Origin of the sequence: Geomonas azotofigens (assembly GCF_018919395.1) — a bacterium.
GTDB lineage: Bacteria > Desulfobacterota > Desulfuromonadia > Geobacterales > Geobacteraceae > Geomonas > Geomonas azotofigens.
The window spans coordinates 110,932-135,997 of sequence record NZ_JAHLME010000007.1; the positions used below are offsets into that span (position 1 = coordinate 110,932).

Here is a 25,066-nt window from a genome sequence, read left to right on the forward strand (position 1 = left end):
AGTTTGTAAATGAAACGCGAAATACTATCATGCCCAAAAGAGTGTTGTAAAGTGGGAAAATGCTAGTTAAACTGTGTCGCTGGACTGATGCCACAGGGGGACTTCCCCCTGATAGGAGACAACATGAACGGGACGAACCGGCTGTTCAATAACTTCCTTCCTGTGCTTTTGCTGCTCCTGGCCGTAGCCTGTGGCGGCTGTACCAGGGTCGTCTACAGGGCCGACGCGCCTCCCATACTGACCCAGGAAGAGATCCTGCGCCCCTTCCAGAAGGTGGGGACCATCGAGGTGCACCGGGTGCGCTACGGCGCCAAGGAAGACCTGACCCCCGCAGACTACAGCTGGGCCAACGACGCCCTGCGCGCGGAGGCGGCCAAGATCGGCGCCGACGCCGTGATTCTGCCCGAGGTGAAGGTCGAGATGGACACGTTCATCTTCTTCCCGAAAAGCGAGATGACCGCCCGCGGTACCGCCATCAAATTCCGCTGATTTTTTCCTTCCCTTGAGAGAATTCCGTTGATAAAGGTCGCACATTTTTGAGATAGTGTGCGCCGTATACACTATCGCGGCCGGGATTCCGGCCGCCATGAATTCTATCGTTCAAGGAGGATTGCCATGAAAGCTGTGCTTATGGAAGGTTTCGGCGGTGTCGAGGTGCTCAAGGTGGGCGAGGTGGACAAGCCCGCTCCCAAGGAAAACGAGGTGCTGATCAAGGTGCACGCCACCTCGATCAACCGGCCCGACCTGGTGCAGCGTGAAGGGAAGTATCCCCCCCCGCCCGGCGACTCTGAGATCCTGGGTCTCGAGGTGGCCGGCGTCATCGAGTCACTGGGATCGGGCGTGACCGGCTGGAAGGTGGGTGACCGCGTGGTATCGCTGGTGGGCGGTGGCGGTTACGCCGAGTACGCCGTGGCCTACGCCAACCACCTGATGCCGATCCCGGAGACCGTCAGTTTCGAGGAGGCTGCCTGCATCTGCGAGTCCTACATCACCGCGTTTCTCAACGTGTTCATGATCGGCGGGCTCGAGGATGGCCAGACCGCGATCCTGCACGGCGGCGGTGGTGGCGTCAACACCGCGGCGATCCAGCTCTGCAAGGCACTGGTGCCCAACGCCAAGCTGATCGTCACCGCCTCCCCCGAGAAGCTCGAGCGGGTCAAGGAACTGGGCGCCGACCTGGTGATCAACTTCCGCGAGACCCCGGACTTCAGCGAGGCGGTCAAGGAGTTCACCAACAAGAAGGGGGTGGACGTGATCCTGGACCACGTCGGCGCCAAGTACCTCGCTCCCAACATGAACTCCCTGGGGTACAAGGGGAGGCTGGTCGTCATCGGCGTCATCTCCGGCATCAAGGCGGAGTTGAACCTCGCCCTCATGATGGTTAAGCGCCAGCAGATCATCGGCAGCGTGCTCCGTTCCCGTCCGGTCTCCGAGAAGGGCGAGATCGCGGCCGAGTTCGTGCGTCGCGCCATGCCAAAGTTCGCCGACCGCACCATCGTCCCCATCATCGAAAAGGTGTTCCCCATCGACCAGGTGGTCGAGGCGCACCGGATGATGGAAGAAGACAAGCACTTCGGCAAGATCGTTCTGAAGATAGCGCAATAAAAAAACCGGCTCACGCAAAGACGCAAAGACGCAAAGCGAGCCTACCCGCGCTTTGGTAGTTCTTGGCGGCTTTGCGTGACCGCTTTAAGACCAAGGAGAGTACAGTTCCAGGATGAATGCTTATTCGGATTTTTTCTTCACCGTGTGGATCAGGTTCTTCTTCCTGCTCACCCCCTTCTTCGTACTCTCCACCTTCCTGGCCATGACCCCCGAGCTCACCGCGAGCGAACGGCGCTCGACGGCACTTCGGGTGACCCTCGCCGTCCTGGTGGCCTGCTTCGTCCTGTACTCCTTCGGCAACACCCTCTTCTCCCTGTTCGGGATCACCCTCGACTCCTTCAGGATCGGGGCGGGGAGCCTCCTCTTCCTCTCGGCGGTGCACATGGTGCACGGCGACGATAGCGCCCCTCCCAGTGAAAAACGCGGCGCCATCTCGGTGGTCCCGCTGGCCATTCCGGTTACCGTCGGCCCCGGCACCACCGGTGCCCTGCTGGTCATGGGCGCCGAGGTGCAGCATAACTGGCAGGTCTTCGTGGGCCTTGCCGCCCTCGCCATGGCGGTCCTCTGCGTGGGCATCCTCCTCGTCTGCGCCTCCTTCATCGAGCACATCGTCGGCAAGAAGGGGATCACCATCCTGAGCAAGCTGACCGGACTCTTCGTCGCGGCGCTCGCCGCCCAGATCGTCTTTACCGGGGTCAGGAACTTTTTGAAGATCGGCGCGTAGACTTCCCCCTCCCTAACCCTCCCCCTCCAGGGGAGGGGACGTTGATACGCCATGTCCTCCGGGCTGCGGCACTTCATGCTCCTCCCCCCGGAGGGGGGAGGCGGGAGGGGGGGCTGGCGCATGCACATAAAAAAAGGGCGCTCCGTTTACCGGAGCCCCCTTTTCTTTTATCCCTTCATCCCTGTCTGCTTTACAGGCTCAACACCGCGTGCCCGTTGCAGAGCCGTTCGCGCTCGGCGATGACGTCGGCGTCCTCGAGGTAGTCGTCGAAGTTCATGTCGCGGTCGATGATGCCGCCGGGGGTGATCTCGATGATCCTGTTGGCCACGGTGGAGACGAACTCGTGGTCGTGGGACGCGAAGAGCACCACCTCGGTGAAGGAGATCAGCCCGTTGTTGAGGGCGGTGATCGACTCGAGGTCCAGGTGGTTGGTGGGCTCGTCCAGGATCAGCGCGTTGGCGCCGGTCAACATCATCCGCGAGAGCATGCAGCGCACCCGCTCGCCACCGGAGAGGACGCTGGTCTTCTTGGTGGCCTCGTCGCCGGAGAAGAGCATCCTGCCCAGGAAGCCGCGCGCGAAGCTCTCACCTTCGGTGGGGGGGGAGTACTGCCCCAGCCACTCGATCAGGTTCAGATCGCCCTTGAAGTAGTCGCCGTTCTCCTTGGGGAAGTAGGCGTTGGTAATGGTGACGCCCCAGCGGAAGGTGCCGGCGTCGGGCTCCAGTTCGCCGGCGAGGATCTGGAACAGGGTGGTCTTCGCGAGCGAGCTGCTCCCGACGAAGGCGATCTTGTCACCCTTCCTGACGATCAGGTCCAGGTCCTTGAACACCTGCACGCCGTCCACCGTCTTGGTAAGCCCTTTCACCTCGAGGATGATGTCGCCGCAGGGGCGCTCCGGTTTGAACACCACCCACGGATACTTGCGGGAAGAGACCGGCATGTCTTCGATGGTGAGCTTCTCGAGAAGCTTCTTCCTGGAGGTCGCCTGCTTCGCCTTGGATGCGTTGGAGGAGAAGCGCTGGATGAACTCCTTCAGCTCGGCGGCTTTGTCCATCACCTTCTTGCTCTCGTCCTGGCGCTGCTTCAGGTTCAACTGGCTCGCCTGGTACCAGAAATCGTAGTTGCCGACATAGACCTGGATGCGGCTGAAGTCGATGTCGGCGATGTGGGTGCAGACCTGGTTCAGGAAGTGACGGTCGTGGGAGACCACGATCACGGTGTTCTGGAAGCGGTACAGGAAATCCTCCAGCCACGAGATCGATTTCAGGTCCAGGTGGTTGGTCGGCTCGTCCAGGAGGAGCACGTCGGGGTTACCGAAGAGCGCCTGCGCCAGGAGCACGCGCACCTTGTCGCCCGCTTCCAGCTCCTTCATCAGCTTGCCGCGCAGCTCCTCGGGGATGCCGAGGCCGTTGAGCAGCACCGCCGCCTCGCTCTCCGCCTCGTAGCCGTTCATCTCGGCGAATTCAGCCTCCAGCTCGGCGGAACGGATGCCGTCCTCCTCGCTGAACTCGGCCTTGGAATAGATGGCGTCACGCTCGGACATCACCTCGTACAGCTTCTTGTGCCCCATGATCACCGTGTTGAAGACGGTGTGCTCGTCGTAGGCGAACTGGTCCTGCTTGAGGACGGCGATCCTCCCCTTGCCGACCGAGATCTCCCCCTTGTCCGGCTCGATATCGCCGGAGAGGATCTTGAGGAAGGTCGACTTGCCGGCGCCGTTGGCGCCGATCAGGCCGTAGCAGTTGCCGGGGGTGAACTTTATGTTTACGTCCTTGAACAGTACCCTCTTGCCGTAGGAAAGGGTGACGTTTGATGCGCTGATCATGCTTGCTCCTTCTGTGCAAAATGAAAAGACCACAGGGTAGCCTGTGGTCGTGAACCTCGTACTTATACCATTCCTGCGACTGGCTGAGCAACGTCTTTTTTCAGTTCTGACACGATTTTAACGGTGCCGCTGGCACGGGACGGCGCTGTCGCTTTTCTTATAAAAAAATGCTAAAGTCACGCCCACGCCTGACGAGGAGACAACAATGCCTGTCTCCGCCGCCCCGGCCCTGGTCAAAGCGCCCGGCGGCGGTGCAGCCAATGGAGCATACATGAAGATAATCGACAAGATGAACTCCAACCGGCAGTTCATCTCTCTTGAGTTTTTTCCGCCCAAAGACAAGAACGACTGGCCCGCCTTCTTCCGGGTGGTTGATCGCCTGGCGCACGTCAACCCGCTCTTCGCCTCGGTCACCTACGGTGCCGGCGGCAGCACCAGGGGGGACACCCTCGAGATCGTGAGCCGGCTCAAAAACGAGCACGGCCTGGACGCGATGGCGCATCTGACCTGCATCGGCGCCTACCGCGGCGACCTGCAGCTCTTCCTGGACAGCCTCGCCGAGGCCGGCGTGAACGACGTCCTCGCCCTGCGCGGCGACCTGCCCAAGGATGCCCCCCCCGAGTTCTCCGCCTGCCGCACCCTGCTGCACGCCTCCGACCTCGCCGCCTTCATCAAGGAGTCCCATCCCGGCATGGGGATCGGCGTGGCGGGGTATCCCGAGGTGCACCCGGAGGCGGTCGACGCCGAGCACGACCTCGGCTACCTGAAGTTGAAGCTGGACCAGGGGGGCGACTTCGCCATCACCCAGCTCTTTTTCGACAACGCCCTCTACTTCGATTTCGTCGCCAAGGCCCGTTCCATCGGCATTGACAAGCCTATCATTCCCGGTATCATCCCGGTGGTGAGCCTCAAGGTGATCCAGCGCATCATCTCCCTGTGCGGCGCGACCCTCCCGGCGGCCTTCCTGGCCGAGCTGGAGGAGGCCGACCGGAGGGGGGGGGCTGCCGCCGTCCAGGAGGCCGGGGTGGCGCATGCGCGCAGGCAGGCCGAGGAACTTCTGGCCGCCGGCGTTCCCGGGGTGCACATCTACACGTTGAACCGGGACCAGGCGGTGCTCGACCTGGTGCAAGGGCTGCTGCCCTGACAGCTGCAATGCAATTTGTTTGAAATGGCGGCTTTTGGCTGCCGCAAGGGGGGAAGGTGAACAAGTCACTGTTTTTCCTGCTGCTTGTCGCGCTCATCCTCTGCGCGCTTCCCTCTTGGCTCCTCGCCGACTATTACAGCTACACCGACAACCGCGGCGTGGCGCACATGACCAACAAACTGCAGGCAGTCCCGGCCAAGTACCGCGCCACCATGAAGGTGACGCGTGAAGAGCCGAAAAAGCAGCCCGCCGGGCAGGCCCAGGAGGCCGCGCAGCCCACCCCCGAAAGCCAGTCGGCGCAGCAGGAGGCGTCAGCGGTCCAGCCGGGACGCTTCGGGGAGCTGACGTCGCGCCACGTCTGGGTCAAGCCGCTGCTGGTGCTCGCCGTTATCGCCGCCCTCTTCGTCGCGGTCTGCAAGCTCACTTCCTGGCTCTCTTCGCCCATGCTTTCCCGGGTGATCTACATCTCCTTTTTCGTCGGGGTCATGGTCTTTCTCTACAAGACCTACGTCGACTACATGGTTGAGAGCAGCATGAAGATCAAGGAGCGCGCGGTCAGCATGATGAAGAAATCTTCCAACCGCGAGCTCCCCGACCCCGCTGCCGGAGCCCCGGCCGAGCCTCGGGCGACACCGATGCCAGCCTCTGATTCTATCAACCGGCAGTGACGCCGGCTGCAGCACAACAAACCTAGGAGGGTGCCACAATGCTTGTACGAGACAGGATGACTCAAAAACCGATTACCATCATTCCCGACATCTCGGTGACCGAGGCGTTGCGTCTGATGGGAGAGAAGAAGATCCGGCGCCTCCCCGTAGTAGACCGCTCCGGTCAACTGGTGGGTATCGTTTCCGACCGCGACCTGTTGCAAGCCTCCCCGTCACCGGCGACCTCGCTCGCCATCTGGGAAATCCACGACCTGCTGGCCAAGCTCACGGTCGAGAAGTGCATGGCGAAGGACGTCATCACCGTCTCCGAGGACACCCCGCTCGAGGAGGCGGCCCGCATCATGGTCGACCGCAGGATCGGCGGGCTGCCGGTGGTGCAGGAGGGCAAGCTGGTCGGCATCATCACGGAGTCGGACCTCTTCAATATCCTGCTCGAGCTCCTGGGCGGCCGCCGCCAGGGGGTGCGCCTCACCGTCGCCACCACCGGTGCCAAGGGGACCCTCGCCGACGTCACCAAGACCATCTACGAGGCGGGCGGCAACATCGTCGGCCTTGGCTTCAGCGAGGTGGACGGCAACCAGGCCGACACCTGGATCAACACCTTCAAGGTGCAAGGGGTGTCCAAGGAGAAGCTGGTGGAGGCGATCCGGCCGCACGTGCGCGAGATCATGGACGTGCGCGAGACCTCGTAACTCCCCGGAGGTGACATGCACCTGATCCAGATCCTGCTGCCGCTCTACGACAACGATGGGAACCAGTTCACCCAGGACGAGTTCCTCAAGGTGCGCGACGAGCTTTCCGAGCGCTTCGGCGGCATCACCACCTACATGCGCTCTCCCGCCCGGGGGCTGTGGAAGGAGACCAAGGAGACCACGGTCCAGGACGACATCGTCATCTACGAGGTGATGACCAAGGAACTGGACCGGGCCTGGTGGAAGCAGTACCGGCATCAGTTGACGGCCGACTTCCGGCAGGCGCTGCTGATCGTCAGGGCGAGCCAGGTGGAGCTCATCTAGCCGCCGCCATTGCAAGGCGCAAAAAAAGCCGGGTGCCGCAGGCGACCATCATGGTCACCGGGCACCCGGCTTTTTCGTCGCTGTTTTTAGAGACTAGAACCGCTCGAATTCGTTGTCCATCTCCAGGTCGGCCCCGACGGCCTTGCCCATCTGCCCGGAACCGCTCTGCGCAGTCGCCGCCTTGGCCACGGTCATCTGTTTGGCGCCCGGCTTGTCCTTCGCCTTGGGCGACTTGATCGATCTCGCCCTGGTCCTCCCTTCGTCCCCGATCTTGAAGAAGGCGATGGTACTCTGCAACTGCTCGGCCTGCGAGGCGAGTTCCTCGGCCGTCGAGGACATTTCCTCGGAGGCACTGGCGTTTTGCTGGATGACCTGGTCGAGCTGCTGGATCGCCTTGTTGATCTGCTCGGCGCCGGTGTCCTGTTCGCGGCTGGCGGCGCTGATTTCCTGGACCAGCTCGGCGGTCTTCTGGATGTCCGGGACCATCTTGGCCAGAAGTTCCCCGGCCTTTTCGGCGATATTGACGCTGTTGGCGGACAGCTCGGATATTTCACCGGCAGCCTTTTGGCTCCGCTCGGCGAGTTTCCTCACCTCGCTCGCGACCACGGCGAACCCTTTGCCGTGCTCGCCGGCACGGGCCGCCTCGATGGCCGCGTTCAGGGCCAGCAGGTTGGTCTGGCGCGCGATCTCCTCGATGATGTTGATCTTGCTGGCGATCTCCTTCATGGCGTGGACGGTTTCCAGTACCGCCTTGCCGCCGTCCTTGGCGTCTTCGGCCGATTTCACCGCGATCTTCTCGGTCTGTATCGCGTTGTCGGCGTTCTGGCGGATGTTGGAGGTCATCTGCTCCATGCTGGAGGAGGCTTCCTCGGCGGCGGCCGCCTGTTCGCTCGCCCCCTGGGACATCTCCTCGGAACTGGAGGAAAGCTCCTGGCTTCCCTGCGCCACGTAATCGGTGGCCGCCTTGACCTCGGTCACCACCTCTTTGAGCTTGTTCAGCATGGTGCTCATGGCGGCGAGCAACTGTCCGGTCTCGTCCTTCGATGTCTGGCCTATCTCGAAGGTCAGGTCGCCGTCAGCCAGGCGGTTCGCGGTGTCGACCCCCACCTGCAGCGGTTTCTTGATGCTGGACGTGACCAGGAAACTGAGTGCGACTGCAAGCAGCACGGCAACTATGGAGATGGTGACCAGCAGGGAGACCACCCGCTGGGTTGCTTTTAGGACCATTCCTTTTTCCTGCTGCATGGCCTTGTTGGCTTCCTGAGCCAGCTCGACCGCAGTATTCTCCATCTTGTGGGTTTCATCCTTGAAGGCGGCAACGGCGGCGTTGGCCTCGGCCGGTGTCTTCAACTTGCCATCGAGGATGGAGCCGGCCACCTTCGCAAAGCCTGCCTTGTAGAGGGCGAAGTTTTCTTTTATGATCTTGGTCTTTTCCACGTCCTCCTTGTCCCGCACCACCTTCTCCAGGTCCGCAACGCGTTCGGACGTCTTGCCCGCCTCCTCGTTCCACTTGGCGTAATACTCCTCGGCCTTCTTAGCATCGGTGATGTTCAGGAAGATGTCCTTTTCATAGCGTCTCATCCCCAATACGTTGGCCCTGGCCCTGGCCGCGTGCTCGGCGATCTTGGCTTCACCGTCAAGGACTGTGACCATGGTGTGTTCGCCGTCTTTGACCCCCCAGTAACCGGTGCCGGCAACTCCTACCAACAGCAGGACAACGAGCCCGAAACTGAGCATCAACCTGGTACCGATCTTCATGTTCTTAAGCATTTTTATTCCCTCCTTAGGCAGAGCGCCTATCTTTACCTGTCAGCTAAGTGACGTATCGACTTCGGCGATGGATATCAAATCATCCTGTTGGAATAGGTGCTTTCTAAAACTCCCACAGGGCGGTGTGGCAAGGATAGCGAGTTGTCACTTTTCCCCTGTGCTAATGTGAATATCGGAAGCCGTGGGATTTTCTTAAGCAAAGAATTGAGATGCAGAGTACCGCGTGGCCGCCAGAGACTGGGCGTTAGAAAACAGCTAGAGGGAAATGGTGGCAAGATGCGGTTGCATAGAGTGGGGAGGAACAGCGATGAGCAAAGCCCCCAACCTCAATCCTGGCTGGGGGGCTCGTACTTGTAGCCGGCGCCGTAGATGGAGTGGATCAGCTCCTGGTCGGGGGCGACGGCGGAGATCTTCTTGCGCAGCTTCTTGATATGGCTGTCGATGGTCCGGTCGCTCACGATGCGCTGGTCTGAGTAAATGCGGTCCATCAACTGGGTCCGGGAGTAGATGCGCCCCGGGTTCTGGTAGAGAAAGTGCAAAAGCTTGAATTCGACAACGGTCAGGTCGAGGTCGCGTCCTTGCCACTGGGCGGAGTAGCGGTCCTGGTCCAGGGTAAGCCCGCCGGCGGACGGTGCCGGCTGCTCCACGCTGCGGCGCAGCACGGTCTTCACCCGCGCCACTACCTCGCGCGGGCTGAAGGGCTTGCAGACGTAGTCGTCGGCGCCCAGTTCCAGCCCCAGCAGCCGGTCGATCTCCTCGACGCGGGCGGTGATCATGATGATGGGGAGCTGCGAGAAGGTCCGTATCTCCTTGCAGATCTCCAGTCCGTCGCGCCCCGGGAGCATCAGGTCGAGCAGCACGAGGTCGGGCTGCCGCACCCGCACCCGCGGCACCACCTCGGTGCCGTTGGCGATCCAGACGGTCTCGAATCCCGACTGCTTCAGGTAATCCCCCAAAAGGCTGGCCAGTTTTTCCTCGTCCTCGACGATCATGATGGTCTGTGTCATGTCCGGCTCCCGTTAAGCGGCAGTTCTATCCTGATCAGCACCCCCCCCTTTGGGGAAGGGAGTGCCGCGATGGTCCCCTCGTGCGCCTCGACGATGTTCTTGCAGATGGCCAGGCCGAGCCCGGCGCCGCCCAGGGCCCGGTTCCTCGAGTTCTCCACCCGGAACAACCGGTCGAAGAGCTGCGCCAGTTCCTCCGGCTGCACGCCGGGGGCCGAATCGGCGAATTCCACCACGGCCCGGCCGTCGTTGCGGGAGAGGCGTACCGACAGCTCACCCCCCTGGTCGGTGTACTTGAGCGAGTTGCCCAAAAGGTTGCTGAAAAGCTGGTTCAGTCGCACGCCGTCCGCGTAGACGGTCAGTTCCTCGTCGGGGAGCTGCTGCCGCAGGGCGATGTTCTTCTGGTGGAACTTGGCTGCAAACGGCTCCAGCGCGTCCTCCAGGAGCTCGGTCAGGTCGACAGGTTCCTTTCTGTAGTTGAGCGCGCCGATGTCGGACATGGAGATCTGGTACAGGTCTTCGACCAGCCGCCCCAGGTGCATCACCTCGGCGTGCAGCGACCGCATCGACTCAGGTCCCAGCGGGCGGACCCCGTCCTGCAGCGCCTCGATCTCGCCGCGCAGGATGGAAAGCGGTGTGCGCAGTTCGTGGGAGATGTCGGCCAGGTAGCGACGGCGGGCCCGCTCGTTGTTTTCCAGGGAGAGGGCCAGGGTGTTGAAATCGCGGGCGAGTTGCCCCAGCTCGTCGCTTGACTGCACCGGGACCCTGGCGTCGTACTCACCCGAGGCGAGCCGGTGCAGGGAAGCCGCGAGCCTCTTGATCGGCTCGACCAGGCGGTGCGCCAACGGGAGCGACAGCGCCGCCGACACGAGCAGCATCACGATGGCGACCAGGCCCATGGTGAGCTTTTGCTGCTGCACGAAGAGGAGCTGGTAGGTGTCGGTGAGCCGTTGTCTGGGGCGCAGCGCCAGGTAGCCGATCACCTCGCCGTCGCTGGTCAGCTTGCGCACCTGGGCCGTATCGAGGTTCCCCTGGGTCCCCTGGATCAGGCGCTTGTCGGGGTCGAGCAGCACCACGCGACCTTCGAAACGGTAGAGGAAGCGCTGCGGCAGGTGCTGCCCCTGGCCGCTCAGGTTCATGAACCCGCGCCGCCCCATCCTGCGCTGGCCGGGATCGGCTTCGCCACCCTCGCGCCCTTCCCGGGTCGCGGCAACCATGTCGAACCATGTGGAAGTTTCCCGCTGCAGGAAATCCCAGTCGCCGTTTTGGGCGTAGGACTGCTCCAGCACGTGGGCCAGCCGCTGCAGGCGGTCCTTCTCCATGGTGTTCACGTAGGCGAGGAAGCCGTGCCCGATGCTCCACTGCATGATGAGGAACATGCTGATGACGACCGCGCCGGTCGCTGCCAGCATGGTGAAAAAGAGCCTGTATTTGATCTTTACCTTCATGACATCCACCGTTTAAGTCACTCGTACAGCTTTGTTATTAACATAGTTGTGCTTAATGTGCCATTGCATCTTTGAGCGTTCTGGAAATTCCACATTTGCTCCACAATTGTTCCTTATTGTGCTGGTAGCTTGGATCTCAAAGAATGAATGAACCCGGCGCCAAGTCATGGCAGCCGGGAAACAACGCACAGTAACTGTCATAAGGAAGACGGCTGAAGCCGCAAGGAGAAGATCATGAAAAAGCTCATCGCACTGGCATTCGTTATGGTACTTGCCGCGGCCGCCACAGCCCAGGCAAGGGTGGATTTCAGCGTCAATGTCGGTATTCCGGTCGCTACGGTCCCCGTGGCCCCGCCTCCGGTCGTCTACCCGGCTCCTCCGGCGCCGGTCGCCTACGTCGAGCCCCCCAGCTTCATCTATTCGCCCGCTCTCGGGTTCTACGTGTCGGTGGGGCTTCCCTACGACGTGGTCTACATGGACGACTGCTACTACCAGTACCGGGACGGCTACTGGTACATGGCCAGCAGCTACCGCGGACCGTGGACCTACGTGGCGCCGCGCCGGCTCCCCTACGGGCTGCACCAGCACCGCTACGAACAGATCCGCTACTACCGCGACCACGAGTACCGCACCTACCTGAGCGACCGTGACCGCTACCGCGGCAACTGGTACCGTCCGGTGGCCGAGCGCCGCGACGGGCGCTGGGGCGAGCGCAAGGATTACTACCGCGATGCCTACCGCAGCGGCTACCGTGACGGGTCCCGTGATGACCGCCGTGACGACCGCAGGGATGACCGTCGCGACGACCGCAAGGACGACCATCGGGATTACCGGGATCGTCACTGATCCCACGGCTGGCAGCCTCCTCCCGCACCGCATCTTCCGGGCTCTCCTCCTTCTCCTGGAGGGGCGGGACGGGAGGGGGAGGCCTTTTCTGACGGCAAAACGCAGCATTGGATAAATTTCCGCCATTTTCCCTCAGTTTCGTGTTATACTCCCAGCTCTAATGAGTCACGGACCCCATGGGCCTTTCAGGCTTCTGGGGTTTTTTGTGGCGTCACACCAAGAAACAGGAGTACCAGTGGATTTCAAACAGTTTAACTTGCACCCCAAAGTCCAGGCCGGCGTAGAGGCCGTGGGCTACCAGGTTCCCACCCCCATCCAACTGCAGGCGATCCCCGCCGTGATCGCAGGTCAGGACGTCCTGGGGCTGGCTCAGACCGGCACCGGCAAGACGGCCGCCTTCGGTCTTCCCTTGCTGCACCGTCTGGCCGACGGCGTGCGTGGCCACGTGCGCGCGCTCGTACTCGCGCCCACCCGGGAATTGGCCGAGCAGATCAACGAGTCGCTCAACGCGATGGCACAGCAGACCCGGCTCAAAAGCATCACCGTCTACGGCGGTGTCAACATCAACACGCAGATCAAGAAGTTGAAGGAAGGGGCCGATATCGTGGTCGCCTGCCCGGGACGCCTTTTGGACCACATCTCCCAGGGGACCGTCAATCTCTCCAAGGTCGAGGTACTGGTCCTGGACGAGGCGGACCAGATGTTCGACATGGGCTTTCTTCCGGACGTGAGAAAGATCCTCCGTGCGCTTCCCGGCAAGCGGCAGAACCTCATGTTCTCGGCCACCATGCCCGACGACATCCGCCGTCTGGCGCACGAGATCCTGTGCCGCCCGGTGACCGTGCAGGTGAGCCGCACCGCCCCCGCGGCGACCGTGTCCCACGCGCTCTACCCGGTGGGGCAGCACCTGAAGACCCCGCTTCTCTTCGAGCTCTTGAAGCACACCGACACCGAGAGCGTGCTCATCTTCACCAAGACCAAGCACCGCGCGAAGAGGGTGGGGGAGCAGCTGGAGAAGGCCGGCTACAAGGCGACCAGCCTGCAGGGGAACCTGTCCCAGAACCGCAGGCAGGCGGCGCTGGACGGCTTTAGGGACGGTACCTACCAGATCATGGTGGCGACCGATATCGCCGCGCGCGGCATCGACGTCTCCCTTATCTCCCACGTCATCAACTACGACATCCCCGACACCCCCGAGGCCTACACGCACCGGATCGGCCGCACCGGGCGCGCCGCCAAGACCGGCGACGCCTTCACCATGGTGACCGGCGAGGACGAGGCCATGGTGAAAAGCATCGAGCGGGTGCTGGGCGCGAAGATCGAGCGGCGCCGCGTGGAAGGTTTCGACTACACGGTCCCCGCCCCGAAAAAAGACGCCGAGTTCGCCCGGGCGCCCCGCGAGCCGCAACGCAGGAAGCCGGCCGCCGCGGCCCAGGGCAAGCCTGCCGAAGCCAAGAGTGCGCCCGCCGGCGGGAGAGCCGCACAGCCCGGCAACAGCCGCGGCGCCGGCGGCAACCGCCAGCAGACCGGGCAGCGCCAGGGCGGGAGCCGCCCCGCCGGCCCCGGCGCGGGGGAAGGGCAGCGCGCCGGCGCGCAGCGTCCCGGCAACCACGCCGCCCGCCGCAGCGGCAGGTAGGCTGCAGCGGTAATCAAGCGCAAAAGAAAAGGGGAAAGTCTCGCGACTTTCCCCTTTTTTCATGGTGGCTGTCGGCCTCAGTCTCCCAGCCACCCCGCCTCGGGGAGCTGCACCGGGTCGCACACCGCGTCTACGTCCCTGGCCTTGGCGCCGCAGTTGCCGCATTCGACGGTGGGTTGCAGCGTGAGCTGGTGGACCTTGTCTATCTCTCCTCTAGCGGTGAGGGCGCAGATGTGCTCGCTGTGCGTCTCTTTGTTGCATGCCATGATGGTCACCTCCCTTGATGAAAATGTCATAGCCCCTGTGTGTCATTGAACTGATCGGGTGTCGGTAGAGTTGTAGCTACCCCATTCTACGCTTTTTTGATAAAATTGTTGGCACAGAAGAAGATAGCTACTGTCAAAGGAGGAGCGCCATGCTTGGATCGAGATGCCCCAAATGCAACGGCAGAGGAAAAATCCTGATGGCTTCCCGGCAGTCCGGATACGACGTTGAGGAAGTTCCCTGCACCATGTGCAAGGGGTCGGGAAGGAAATAGGAACAAGAGCGAGGAGACGTGAGCATGAACGCCCGGCGTCACGGGCGATGAAAAAAAGGGGGAGGCCGTTTTGGGCCTTCCCTTTTTGCGTCCGCTCTGCCCGCGCGCGGCTCAGGAGCCAGACGGCTCGGAAATGGGGACCAGCAACAGGGGACACCTGCTGCGGCTGCAGATGCCGTGGGCCACGCTGCCGGTCCAGAAGGCGGCCATGCCGGTCTTGCCGTGGGTGGGGAGCACCATGAGATCTATCTTCGCCTCCTGGGCGGCCCGGGCGATGGTTTCCGCGGGATCACCCCGGAGCACGTGGGCCGAGGCGTGGATACCTTCCCGGACCAGTTCCTGTACCACCCCTGCCAGGTGCTCGGAGGCGTCGCGCGCCTCGAGGTCGAGCATGCGCGCGGCGGTCGCCGGCAGGGTGCGCGCCGACACCTTCTGGTCGGGCGGGAGCGACTCGTAGGTGGGGATCACCGTGGTGATGTGCAGGTCGGCGTTGCAGATGCGGGCGACCGACTTCACCACCGGCAGCCCCTTCTCGTGCTCCGGGTCGGTATCGAGCGGCAGCAGGATCTGGCCGCAGCAAAACGGCGGCGGCTCGCCGTTCTCGTCGGGGTGGGTGATCAGAACCGGCAGGGTCCCCCCCGCGATCACCTTCTGGGCGATGGAACCAAAGAGCAGGTGAAAGGCCTTGCCCCGCCCGTGCGAGCACATCACCACCAGGTCGTGGCCGAGCTCGGCGGCGTGGGCGACGATGCTCTCGGAGACCAGCGGGGTCTCCGTTTCGTGCACGTGGCACTCGACCTTCGAGACGCCTTGAAACCAGGTGAGGGCGACCTCCCGCAGGTACGCGTGCGCCTCCTCGGGGCCGGTCAGGTGCTTCTGGCCATGCACCTGGCTCGGGGCGTCCTTCTCCACCACGTGGAAGAGGGTCACCTGGGCCTGCAGCTTTTCGGCCATGAAACGGGCCGCCGGCAGGGCGGCCTCGGCGAGTTTCGATCCGTCCATCGGGACGAGAATGTGCTTGAACATGGCGATCATCCTGGGAATAAGGTTGAGACAATGAGGTAGATGTTGAGGGCGACGATGAGGCCGGCTGCCATCGCGGCAAAGGCGGTCGTCGCCGGTTTGTTGACCAGGTCACCCATCAGGTCGCGGCGGCGGGTGAACAGCACCAGCGGGACGATGGCGAAGGGGAGCCCGAAGGAAAGCACCACCTGGCTGATCACCAGGGTGCGGGTCGGGTCGAAGCCCATGGCGATGACGAACAAGGACGGCGCCATGGTGACCACGCGCCGGATCCAGGGCCTGATGTGGCGCTGGATGAAGCCCTGCATGATTACCTGGCCGGCGCTGGTGCCGACGCTGCTGGAGGAGAGGCCGGAGAAGAGCAGGGAGACGCCGAAGATGAACTTGGCCGCCGGGCCCAAAAGCGGCTCCAGGGTCCGGTAGGCCTCCTCGATGGTGGCGATGGAGGTCTTGCCGGTCGCGTAGAAGGTGGACGCCGCCATGATGAGCATGGCCATGTTCACGAAGCTCGCGATCCCCATGGCGATCACCACGTCCATGATCTCGTAGCGGTACAGGGTGCGCAGCTTCCGCCGGTCCTTCACCACGATCCTCCCCTGCATGAGCGACGAGTGCAGGAAGATGGCGTGGGGCATGACGGTGGCGCCGATGATGCCGGTGGCCAGCAGGATGCTCTCCCTCCCGGCGAACCGGGGGCGCGCAACGTGCCCCGCGATGTCGACCCAGTCGGGGCTGACGATGAAGATCTCGGCCACGTAACAGAGCGCGATGACGGCGACCATGGCGGAAATGACCGCCTCCAGCGGCCTGAAGCCGAAGCGCTCCATGCCGAGGATGGCGATGGTGGCCAGGGCGGTGAGCAGCGCCCCGGCCAGAAGCGGGATGCCGAACAGGAGCTGGAACCCCAGCGCCGCCCCCATGAACTCGGCCAGGTCGGTGGCCATGGCCACCGCCTCCATGATGATCCACATGCCGATGGACACCGGTTTGGGGAACTGGTTGCGGCAGTGTTCGGCGAGGTTCTGGCCGGTGGCGAGCCCCAACTTGGCCGAGAGCGTCTGGATCAACATGGCGATCAGGTTGCTGGTGATGATCACCCAGAGCAGCAGGTAGCCGAACTGCGCCCCCCCCTGGATGTTGGTGGCGAAATTGCCGGGATCGACGTAGGCGACGCTGGCGATGAAGGCGGGGCCGAGGAAGGGGAAGACGCGGGCGAGCCGTGATTGCTTCGTTTCGCGCGACAGGGCCTCCAGGGCGGACTGGACGGTCCTTGAATCAAGGCTGCTGGTGCTGTTTTTCGGCAATGTCACCTCGCGGCTGTTTGTATGGTCGAAAACGTCACCTAATTCTATCCGCGATGGCATCAAGAGCAACACCAATGTATGAAAAACATGCGCGGCCGGTGTTCGCTGCGAAATGAGTTGGCAGCGGACCTTTGAGCATGGTACAAGCGACGGTGAGATACTATAGCCGAGGCGGTCATCACGACCGCTGCGAAATTGTTTGATAATTATCATTATCTCGGCTAGAATCTGGCGTCCTATCAACGGGAATGGAAAATGCCGGAAGACCAACGAAATCTATTCGAAGACAGTGAAGATATCGGCGTCGCCTGCCAGAAAGCGCTCGCCGAAACCTCCAAGGCATTGAAGGCCTTTTCCTTCTATCCCGACAACCATCCCCTGCGCTCGCAGATTCTCAATTCCGCCTACCAGGCTGTCACCAACCTCGTTCGGCACGGCAGCGTCACCCTCATCGTGCAGCGCGGTGGCTTCGCCATCGCCGGCCGCCAGGAGCCCGTCGAAAGCAATCCGATGACCAAGGCCCTGGCACAGGAACTCTTCGCGCGCGAGCTGCAGCGGCTCACCTTCCTGCCGGAGCTCTCCCTGGCGGATCTCTCGGCTCTTCTTTCCGCGCTGGCGGTGTCGCCGCAAAAAATCGCCGAGGAGGGGGGCGTGGCCGGCATGCTGGCCCGAAACGGCGTCTCCGCCGTGATGGTGAACCAGATCGACGTGACGGCGGTATTCACCAAGAAAACGGCCGGGCAGTCCGAGGACGAGGCGGGCGACAGCGGCGCCGAGGTCCTGGAGGAAAATCCCGCCGAGTCGTCCCAGACGCAGCGAAGCGTGGCCGGGGAGGGGGGCGAGCCCGGCATCGACGAGATCCTCGCCGCGCTCGCCGCCGAGACCGACGACGAGCGCTACCGGCAGCTGGCGCGCCTCTTGCTGAAAAAGGCCCTGCCGTTGAAGCTGGAGGGGAACTTCGACCGGCTCTACGTGGTGCTGACGCGCCTGGTGCAACAGCAGGCCGATCCCGCCAGGAGCACGGCCTGCCGGGAGGCGGCGCACACCGTGCTGCAACAGCTCATTCTTGGGGAGATGGCGGAACACCTGCTGGATCACCTGGAGGACGTGGATTTTCCCGACAAGGAGCGGATCTGCCGCATGCTCAGGCTCGCGGGGGGCGACGTGGTGGACGCCGTGATCCGGCGCCTGACCGCGACCGGCAGCAGGACCGCGCGCAAGGCCCTGGCAACCGCCCTGGTCCGGATCGGCGCGCAGGCGCAGCCCCAGTTGCTCGCCCTTTTGAAGGACGCCAGGATACAGGTGGTGCAGATGGCCGTGGCCATCCTCGGGGAGATCGGCAACCGCGAGGCGGTGAAGGGGCTGGCCCTGACCGCGTACCACCCGGACGGGAGGGTGCGCACCGAGAGCATCAGGGCGCTGGCGCGTGTCGGAGGGATGGAGGCCACCAGCCTGCTCCTGTCGTTGGTGCAGGAGCGGGACGAGGCCACCGCGCTGCAGGCGATCTCCTGGTTGGGGAACTGCAGGAACCAGGCGGCCCTCGATCCACTGCTGCGGCTGGCGGCGCGGCGCGACCTGAGGGGGAAGCTGCACGCGCTGCAGCTGGAGGCGCTGCGGGCCATCGGGCGTATCGGCGACCGGCGCGCGCTGGGGGCGTTGTTCAAGCTGGTGCGCAGGCGTTGCCTGCTCGGCACGACCCGCCGCCTGGAACAGAAGCTGGTCGCCATCGAGGCCATCGCCGCCCTGGGCGGGGACCAGGCGCGGGCCTTCCTGCAGGGATACGCCTCGGGCCAGGGAGCGCTGGCCGGACCCGCGGCCGCCGCGCTGCAGGCGACGGCGCAGAAGGACGCCGGGCATGAGTGACATCACCAAACAGGACGTGCAGCGCGCCGCGATGCTGTTCACCGCCTCGATAAAGTCGGTGCTGCTCTATCCGCTCGCCCACCCGGCGGTGCGCCAGCCCTTGCAGGAACTGGTCGTCCTCATGGGCGAGATGATGGGGGACCGTCACGAGCTGCACCTGGGGGTGGTCGAAGGGACCTTCTTCATCGAGGGGTGCCTGCTGGTCGCCCCCAACGCCGCCGTGATCGAGCTGGTGGAGCGCCTGCTGCAGAAAGGGGTCGATGCCGTCACCATCTATCCCGGCGTCACCCCCGACGACCTGTTCGGCTTCGCGGCGCTGCTGGCGACCCGGCAGATCGGCCCCGACACCTTTCCCGCCGAGCTGGAACGCAAGGGGATCGGCAACATCCGGCTGGGCATCGACGAGCTGGTCGCCGGAGAGGGGGAGGGGGAGAAGGAAGCCCTGGTCCCCGCGGCCATCTACCGTGACGCGCTGAAGGCGGTACGCGACACCATGCGCGAGATCGACAACGGCAGGATCCCCAGCGGCGAGTGGATCAACGGTGTCGTTGAGAACATGGTCTCGGTCACCATGGAGGAGCCGACCACCCTGCTCGGGCTCGCCATGATCAAGGACTACGACAACTACACCTTCAGCCATTCGGTCAACGTCGGCATCCTGGCGCTCACCCTGGCCGCCTTTCTCGGCCTGGAAAAGGAGGCGCTGCACGAGATCAACACGGCGGGGCTTTTGCACGACATCGGCAAGACCAAGATCGACAAGACCATCCTGAACAGCCCCGGCAAGCTCTCGGACACCGAGTTCAAGGAGATGAAGCGCCACGCGGAGGAAGGGTCCGAGATCGTCAGGAAGATGAAGAACATCCCCCCCGCGGTGGCGGAAGCGGTACTCGGGCACCACATACGGCACGACCGCACCGGCTACCCCGAGTGGGCGCGGGACATGCACTTCGGTCTCTACACGGAGATCGTCTCCGTGGCCGACTGCTACGACGCCATCACCACGCTGCGCACCTACCAGCGCCCGACCCTCCCCAAGGAGGCCATGGAGATCATGCACCGCCTGGCCGGCTCCTCGCTCAACGGGGAGCTGGTGGAGCAGTTCGAAACGATGATGGGGGAGTACCCGGTGGGGAGCCTGGTGCGCCTGGACACCAACGAGATCGCGCTGGTGCTCAAGCCGCACCCGATGGAGTGCGCGGAACCGTCGGTGAAGGTCCTGATCGACGCACAGGGACGGGCGCTGGAAACGCCGAGACTGGTCACCCTCGCCGCGCAGGGGGGGAAGCGCTACGCTTCCATCATCGCGCCGGTGGACCCGCTTTTGAAGAACATCAACGTCGCGAGCCACCTGCTGGCGTAAAGGGAGACCGGCGGCACTGGGGCATCCTCAGCCACGAAGTGCCGCACGTGACCAAGCCGTCCCCCCTTCGCGAAGGGTGGACAGGGGGGATTTGCCTCCCCCCGGCTGCAGCAAATGAAAAGGGGGGACGGCTTTCGCCGTCCCCCCTTTGTACGTCCAAAGCGTGGTGTGCGGGTCTACGCGGACCACTGGCCGTGCAGGTTGCAGTACTCGCGGACCTTGATGTCGGCGGCGCTGATCGGGAAGGTCGCTTCCGGCGCCTGACCCGGCTGGAGCTGCGCGCGGTAGACCTTGCCGTCGGCGATCACTTCGATCCACTCGATGTAGTGGGCGGTTTCCATCGGATGCGGGATGCTCCCGACCTTGACGGTGACGGTCCCGGCGCCGCGCTCGATAACCGGCACGTGCTTCTCCTTGGAAGCGTCGACCGTATTTTCCTTCTGCAGCTTCATCTCCTCGCCGCAGCAGACCAGTTGGCCGCCGCCGGCATGGAACACCTCGACTATATTGCCGCACATCTCACACTTGTAGATTTCCAAAGCCTGTGCCATTGAATCCCTCCTGTTTGGTTGGTTGATTTGATCGAACTATTTGAGCCAGGCGGCGAGGTTTGCCGCCAAGATCTTGTTGTTGCCTTCCAGGAACTTGTTCTGGAAGATGGCGTCGTCGCCGAAGACGAGGAAGGAGCCCTTGCCGACCGTGCCGGCCACCACGATGCCGAAGGACGCGGTCTCCTCCTTGGCCTGCTTCTGGTCCAGGTCCAGGTCGACCCAGCTCTGGAATCCGGTGGCCGCGATGACCTGGGCGCTGTCGGTCTGGTTGATGAGCCCCCAGGCGCCGTGCACGCTGAAATCGGTGACGCCCTTGAACAGGGGGTGCTCCTTCAGGCGAACGACCCGGAAGTTGAGCAGGTCACCATCGAGCACGTTCTCGCGCTCCTGTACCACGCCGTTGCTGTGGCTCACCTGCAGCCGGTTCAACAGGGAGGCCATGGGGGGCGCGATGTGCAGCATGATGGCGACATGACCGCCGTTTTCGATGAACCTCACCACCGCTTCGATCTCGTTTGGGTGCAGCGGGGCGAAGCCGCCGCTGATGACCAGGGCGCGCGCGCCGGAGAGGGTGTCATCGGAGAGAGGCTGGTCCACCGTGGCGACCTCGAGTCCGGCCCCCTGGATCACCTCGGCCAGCCCGGAAAGCTGCAGCGGTCCCTGCTCCTTCACCTGGAAGCGTTCGCCGTGCCCGTTGTCGAAAAGGACCTTGCCTCCCGCCAGGGCAGGTGCGGTCATCATGAGAAACGCCAGTACAATTATACTCATGAATCTCAAAGCGCCAGTCATTTAATCCTCCATTGCATGAAATTTTAAAAAAGACCTTTTTGATCCTGTTGGTCCTTATAGCAGCATTGTTTCGACCGCGCAACAACTTTTTTTTCTTCAGGGGACTGCCACCGTTGACAGGGGGGCGGGCGCCGATGTATTACAGGTATCCGGAGAACGTCATTACTGATTCTGGGGGCTACACATGATCGTGCATATAGTGCTTTTCAAGCTCAAAGAGGCCACCGCTGAGAACGTAGAGGCCGCCAGGCAGCGTCTTTTGAGCATGGACGGCAAGGTGGAATTGCTGCGCCATCTCGAGGTTGGGGTGGACCTGATCCGCTCCGAGCGCTCGGCGGACATCGCTTTGTACACCAAGTTCGATTCCCTGGAGGACCTGCAGGCCTACCAGGTGCATCCGTACCACGCCAACGAGGTGGCCGCCTACATGAGGAGCGTCTGCTCTTCGGTGGTCGCCGCCGACTACGAAGTCTGATTCAAGCAGCACATAAAGAGCAATGAGGAGGAGTAACTGATGGAGTTGTGTGCCTGTGGCAGCGGCGTGGCCTACGCCGAATGCTGTCGCCCCGTTATCAAGGGGGAGCGCCGCGCTGAGACGGCAGAGGCGCTGATGCGCGCGCGTTACGCCGCGTACGCCAACGTCGAGACCGATTTCATATTCGAGAGCACCCACCCAAAGCACCGCGAGGGGTACGACGCTGAGGGGACCCGCGAGTGGGCGGAGAAGTCCGAATGGCAGGGGCTGGAGATCGTCTCCACCAAGGACGGCGACAAGGACGACGTCACCGGCGAGGTGGAGTTCATCGCCCGCTGGAAAGAGCAGGGGCAGGACCGGGTGCACCACGAGCGCGCCCTGTTCAAAAAGGAGAAGGAAACCTGGCTCTTCACCGATGGCAAGGCGGTGACCGCGCAGCCGATCGTGAGGACCTCGCCCAAGATCGGGCGTAACGATCCCTGCAGCTGCGGTAGCGGCATCAAGTACAAGAAGTGCTGCGGCAAGTAGCCGGCCGCGGTACGCACCGCTGAGGCGGGAATAGCGAAGGGGCGAGTGGAAAATCCACTCGCCCCTTTCTTTTTGCGGAAGTGCTTGCTGCTTCCAGCCCCTCATCCGCCCCTTCGGGGCACCTTCTCGTCAGACGCCGTTCGGGTAATCCCCGCGGCAGAGTTCAGGCTACACCTTGGCACCCTTAGCGGGGACAGATTTACCCTCGCCCTCCGGGAGAGGACGGCCGACGGCCGGGTGAGGCTCTTGCCCCGGCCGCGCTGCCCCTGGCTTCCTCGCCGCCGTTACTTCTGGCTCGCCGCCAGCGCCTGGTTCACGTCCTCGATCAGGTCGTCGATGTGCTCGATCCCGACCGAGAGCCGGATCAGGTCCGGGGTGACGCCCGAAGCGATCTGCTGCTCCTCGGAAAGCTGGCGGTGCGTGGTGCTGGCCGGGTGCAGGACGCAGCTCCTCGCGTCGCCCACGTGCACCACGAGCGCCACCAGCTGGCAGCTCTCCATGAACTTCTTGCCCGCCGCGGCGCCACCCTTGATGCCGAAGGTGAGCACGCCGCTTGCCCCCTTGGGGAGGTACTTTTGCGCCCGGGCGTAGCTCTTGTGGCTCTCGAGCCCCGGGTAGCTCACCCAGGAAACCGCCTCGTGCTTCTCCAGGAACTTCGCCATGGCGAGGGCGTTTTCCGAGTGGCGCTGCATGCGAAGCGGCAGCGTCTCGAGCCCCAGGTTGAACAAGAAGGCGTTCATGGGGGCCGGGCAGGCGCCGATGTCGCGCATGAGCTGCACGCGCGCCTTGACGATGTAGGCGAGCTTGCCGAAGGTCTTCAGGTACTGCAGGCCGTGGTAGCTCTCGTCCGGCTCGGTCATCTCGGGGTACTTGCCGTTGCCCCAGTCGAAGTTGCCGCTGTCCACGATGACGCCACCCACGCTGGTCGCGTGGCCGTCGATGTACTTGGTGGCCGAGTGGATGACGATGTCGGCGCCGTGGTCAAACGGCCGGCACAGGTACGGCGTCGGGAAGGTGTTGTCGATGATGAGGGGTACCTGCATCTTCTTGGCGATGCGGGAGAATTTTTCGAAATCGAGGATGTTGAGGCCGGGGTTGCCGATGGTCTCACCGAACAGGCAGCGGGTTTCGGGACGGAAGGCGGCGACGATGGTCGCCTCGTCCGCCTCGGGGTCGACGAAAGTCACCTCGATACCCATCTTGGGGAAGGTGTTGGCGAAGAGCGAATAGGTGCCGCCGTACAGGGTGCTGGCCGCGACCACGTGCTGGCCCGCCTGGCAGATGTTCATGACGGCGATGGTGGAGGCCGCCTGTCCGCTGGAGGTTGCCATGGCCGCGATGCCCCCCTCCATGGCCGCGATCTTCAGTTCGAACCCTTCCGCGGTCGGGTTGGAAAGCCGGGTGTAGAAATGCCCGCCGACCTCGAGGTCGAACAGCTTGGCGACGTGCTCCGCACTGGAAAACTTGAAGGTCGTGCTCTGATAGATGGGCAGGATGCGCGGGTCGCCGTCCTTGGGGACGAACCCTTCCTGGATCGCCTGGGTCTCGATGCGCCAATTCTTCTTCATTGGTTTCCTCCTTCGTGGGTCATATGGCAAGGCAAGGGCCGCACTATAGCATGATTGCCGCGGCTGTTGCAGGGAAATATGAGAATGGTGCTTTGGTGGCCTGATCCCCCGGGGTAATACGCCTTGCCCCCTATTCCGGAATGTGTTAAAAAATTGGACACCAAAACCAAGGAGGGGAAGCATGCCCGTCGCTGATAAGATCGCCGGATTTATTGCGAAATCGTCGTGGATCAGGAAGATGTTCGAGGAGGGTGAGAAGCTCAGGAAGGAGTTCGGCGCCGACAAGGTGTACGACTTCACCCTGGGGAACCCCGACGTCGAGCCCCCCGCGGCGTTCCAGGCCGAGTTCCTGAAGCTCGCCAAGCAGCCGGTCCAGGGCATGCACCGCTACATGAACAACGCCGGCTACCTGGAGACCAGGAACGCCGTGGCGCGCATGCTCTCCGCCGCCTCCGATCTCCCGGTGCAGGGGAGCCAGGTGGTGATGACCTGCGGCGCCGGCGGCGCGCTGAACGTGGTGCTGAAGACCATCCTGAACGCCGGCGACGAGGTGATCCTCCTCACCCCCTTCTTCGTCGAGTACCGTTTCTACATCGACAACCACGGCGGCGTCCCGGTCGAGGTCTGGACCGACCGCGAGACCTTCCAGCTCGACATCCCGGCCATCGCCGCGGCGGTCACCGAAAAGACCCGCGCCATCATCATCTGCTCCCCGAACAACCCGACCGGCGTCATCTACCCCGCGGAGAGCCTGCAGGCACTGGGGGAGATGCTGGCCGCCAAGGAAGCGGAGCTCGGCAGACAGATCCTGGTCATCTCCGACGAGCCCTACGCCCGCATCGCCTACGACGGCAAGAGCGTGCCCAACATCTTCCGCTACGTCCAGAACTCGGTCATCGTCACCTCGCACTCCAAGGACCTCGCGCTTCCCGGCGAGCGCATCGGCTACCTGGCCGCGAGCCCGAGGATGAAGAACGTGGAGCAGTTCATGGAGGGGGCGGTCTTCTCCAACCGCGTGCTCGGCTTCGTGAACGCGCCGGCCCTGATGCAGCGCCTGGTGGCCGGGCTGCAGCACGTCTCGGTCGACATCGACGCCTACCGGGTCAAGCGCGACCTCCTCTACAACTCCCTCACCGCCATGGGCTTCTCCATGGTGAAACCCGACGGCGCCTTCTACCTGTTCCCGAAGTCGCCGCTTGCCGACGACGTCGAATTCGTGAAGATGGCGCAGAAACACTGCATCCTGCTGGTGCCCGGCGCCGGCTTCGGCGCCCCCGGCTTCTTCCGCATCGCCTACTGCGTGGACCAGGGGATGATCGAGCGGAGCATCCCGGCCTGGCGCGAGCTGGCAAAAGAGGCGGGGCTACCCGGATAGAAG

Annotated in this window: 24 protein-coding genes; 14 read left to right on the forward strand and 10 right to left on the reverse strand. The window is 63.2% G+C overall.

What is annotated here, in order from left to right; genetic code table 11:
* Window positions 1-123 precede the first annotated feature (123 nt).
* The 3 genes from KOL99_RS18855 to KOL99_RS18865 all read left to right on the forward strand — a co-directional run bounded on the left by KOL99_RS18855 (window position 124) and on the right by KOL99_RS18865 (window position 2,329).
* A complete protein-coding gene (locus KOL99_RS18855) occupies window positions 124-489 on the forward strand; it encodes a hypothetical protein (RefSeq protein WP_216512022.1) in 366 nt (121 codons plus the stop codon).
* 126 nt (window positions 490-615) lie between these two features.
* A complete protein-coding gene (locus tag KOL99_RS18860) occupies window positions 616-1,605 on the forward strand; it encodes an NAD(P)H-quinone oxidoreductase (protein ID WP_216512023.1) in 990 nt (329 codons plus the stop codon).
* 112 nt (window positions 1,606-1,717) lie between these two features.
* Window positions 1,718-2,329 carry a MarC family protein gene (locus KOL99_RS18865; RefSeq protein WP_216512024.1) on the forward strand — a complete coding sequence of 204 codons (612 nt, stop codon included), beginning with the start codon at window positions 1,718-1,720 and terminating at the stop codon, window positions 2,327-2,329.
* Between the two features lie 190 nt (window positions 2,330-2,519).
* Here KOL99_RS18865 and KOL99_RS18870 read toward each other — a convergent pair whose 3' ends face one another.
* Window positions 2,520-4,154 (reverse strand): ABC-F family ATP-binding cassette domain-containing protein, encoded by a 1,635-nt coding sequence (locus KOL99_RS18870; protein WP_216512025.1) that lies wholly within the window; start codon window positions 4,152-4,154, stop codon window positions 2,520-2,522.
* Window positions 4,155-4,425: 271 nt separating this feature from the next.
* Here KOL99_RS18870 and KOL99_RS18875 point away from each other — a divergent pair, with 271 nt between their 5' ends.
* The 4 genes from KOL99_RS18875 to KOL99_RS18890 are packed head-to-tail and all read left to right on the forward strand — an operon-like array spanning window position 4,426 to window position 6,982.
* Entirely contained in the window at window positions 4,426-5,298 is an 873-nt protein-coding gene (locus tag KOL99_RS18875) for a methylenetetrahydrofolate reductase (protein ID WP_216512026.1), read from the forward strand.
* A gap of 56 nt (window positions 5,299-5,354) precedes the next feature.
* Window positions 5,355-5,966, forward strand: coding sequence for a DUF4124 domain-containing protein (locus tag KOL99_RS18880; RefSeq protein ID WP_216512027.1), 612 nt, complete (start codon window positions 5,355-5,357; stop codon window positions 5,964-5,966).
* Between the two features lie 56 nt (window positions 5,967-6,022).
* Window positions 6,023-6,658, forward strand: a complete 636-nt coding sequence (locus KOL99_RS18885) for a CBS domain-containing protein (protein WP_236026438.1) — start codon at window positions 6,023-6,025, stop codon at window positions 6,656-6,658.
* 15 nt (window positions 6,659-6,673) lie between these two features.
* Window positions 6,674-6,982, forward strand: coding sequence for a hypothetical protein (locus tag KOL99_RS18890; RefSeq protein WP_216512029.1), 309 nt, complete (start codon window positions 6,674-6,676; stop codon window positions 6,980-6,982).
* Between the two features lie 93 nt (window positions 6,983-7,075).
* Here KOL99_RS18890 and KOL99_RS18895 read toward each other — a convergent pair whose 3' ends face one another.
* From KOL99_RS18895 to KOL99_RS18905, 3 genes are all read right to left on the reverse strand, one after another.
* Entirely contained in the window at window positions 7,076-8,752 is a 1,677-nt protein-coding gene (locus KOL99_RS18895; protein WP_216512030.1) for a methyl-accepting chemotaxis protein, read from the reverse strand.
* 326 nt (window positions 8,753-9,078) lie between these two features.
* Entirely contained in the window at window positions 9,079-9,759 is a 681-nt protein-coding gene (locus KOL99_RS18900) for a response regulator (RefSeq protein WP_216512031.1), read from the reverse strand.
* On the reverse strand, window positions 9,756-11,204 hold the full coding sequence (locus KOL99_RS18905; RefSeq protein WP_216512032.1) for an ATP-binding protein: 1,449 nt from the start codon (window positions 11,202-11,204) through the stop codon (window positions 9,756-9,758). The genes KOL99_RS18900 and KOL99_RS18905 overlap by 4 nt, the downstream gene beginning before the upstream one ends.
* Before the next feature lie 234 nt (window positions 11,205-11,438).
* Here KOL99_RS18905 and KOL99_RS18910 point away from each other — a divergent pair, with 234 nt between their 5' ends.
* Both KOL99_RS18910 and KOL99_RS18915 read left to right on the forward strand, forming a co-directional pair.
* The gene (locus tag KOL99_RS18910; protein WP_216512033.1) at window positions 11,439-12,050 is read left to right on the forward strand and encodes a hypothetical protein; all 612 of its coding nucleotides are present in this window, start codon (window positions 11,439-11,441) and stop codon (window positions 12,048-12,050) included.
* 235 nt (window positions 12,051-12,285) lie between these two features.
* Window positions 12,286-13,686, forward strand: coding sequence for a DEAD/DEAH box helicase (locus KOL99_RS18915; RefSeq protein ID WP_216512034.1), 1,401 nt, complete (start codon window positions 12,286-12,288; stop codon window positions 13,684-13,686).
* Window positions 13,687-13,763: 77 nt separating this feature from the next.
* Here the strand turns inward: KOL99_RS18915 and KOL99_RS18920 are convergent, their stop codons facing one another.
* From KOL99_RS18920 to KOL99_RS18930, 3 genes are all read right to left on the reverse strand, one after another.
* Entirely contained in the window at window positions 13,764-13,952 is a 189-nt protein-coding gene (locus KOL99_RS18920; protein WP_216512035.1) for a hypothetical protein, read from the reverse strand.
* Between the two features lie 383 nt (window positions 13,953-14,335).
* Window positions 14,336-15,250: a universal stress protein gene (locus KOL99_RS18925; protein ID WP_216512036.1), complete on the reverse strand. Its 915-nt coding sequence runs from the start codon at window positions 15,248-15,250 to the stop codon at window positions 14,336-14,338.
* 5 nt (window positions 15,251-15,255) lie between these two features.
* Window positions 15,256-16,551, reverse strand: a complete 1,296-nt coding sequence (locus KOL99_RS18930; RefSeq protein ID WP_236026440.1) for an Nramp family divalent metal transporter — start codon at window positions 16,549-16,551, stop codon at window positions 15,256-15,258.
* A 255-nt stretch (window positions 16,552-16,806) separates the two neighbouring features.
* On the opposite strand from KOL99_RS18930, the gene KOL99_RS18935 reads away from it, so the two are divergent.
* Window positions 16,807-18,414 (forward strand): HEAT repeat domain-containing protein, encoded by a 1,608-nt coding sequence (locus KOL99_RS18935; protein WP_216512038.1) that lies wholly within the window; start codon window positions 16,807-16,809, stop codon window positions 18,412-18,414.
* A complete protein-coding gene (locus tag KOL99_RS18940; RefSeq protein WP_216512039.1) occupies window positions 18,407-19,777 on the forward strand; it encodes an HD-GYP domain-containing protein in 1,371 nt (456 codons plus the stop codon). Before KOL99_RS18935 ends, KOL99_RS18940 begins: the two co-directional genes overlap by 8 nt.
* 176 nt (window positions 19,778-19,953) lie before the next feature.
* On the opposite strand, the gene KOL99_RS18945 is transcribed toward KOL99_RS18940, so the two are convergent.
* Window positions 19,954-20,328, reverse strand: a complete 375-nt coding sequence (locus KOL99_RS18945) for a desulfoferrodoxin (protein WP_216512040.1) — start codon at window positions 20,326-20,328, stop codon at window positions 19,954-19,956.
* A gap of 36 nt (window positions 20,329-20,364) precedes the next feature.
* Window positions 20,365-21,096 (reverse strand): DUF4350 domain-containing protein, encoded by a 732-nt coding sequence (locus KOL99_RS18950; RefSeq protein ID WP_236026442.1) that lies wholly within the window; start codon window positions 21,094-21,096, stop codon window positions 20,365-20,367.
* A gap of 205 nt (window positions 21,097-21,301) precedes the next feature.
* Between KOL99_RS18950 and KOL99_RS18955 the strand changes: the two genes are divergently transcribed.
* Window positions 21,302-21,592, forward strand: a complete 291-nt coding sequence (locus KOL99_RS18955; RefSeq protein ID WP_183349410.1) for a Dabb family protein — start codon at window positions 21,302-21,304, stop codon at window positions 21,590-21,592.
* A gap of 36 nt (window positions 21,593-21,628) precedes the next feature.
* Window positions 21,629-22,120: a YchJ family protein gene (locus tag KOL99_RS18960; RefSeq protein WP_216512088.1), complete on the forward strand. Its 492-nt coding sequence runs from the start codon at window positions 21,629-21,631 to the stop codon at window positions 22,118-22,120.
* Window positions 22,121-22,404: 284 nt separating this feature from the next.
* Here the strand turns inward: KOL99_RS18960 and KOL99_RS18965 are convergent, their stop codons facing one another.
* A complete protein-coding gene (locus KOL99_RS18965; RefSeq protein ID WP_216512042.1) occupies window positions 22,405-23,688 on the reverse strand; it encodes an O-acetylhomoserine aminocarboxypropyltransferase/cysteine synthase family protein in 1,284 nt (427 codons plus the stop codon).
* A 181-nt stretch (window positions 23,689-23,869) separates the two neighbouring features.
* Between KOL99_RS18965 and KOL99_RS18970 the strand changes: the two genes are divergently transcribed.
* Window positions 23,870-25,063: a pyridoxal phosphate-dependent aminotransferase gene (locus KOL99_RS18970; protein ID WP_216512043.1), complete on the forward strand. Its 1,194-nt coding sequence runs from the start codon at window positions 23,870-23,872 to the stop codon at window positions 25,061-25,063.
* Window positions 25,064-25,066: the final 3 nt, after the last annotated feature.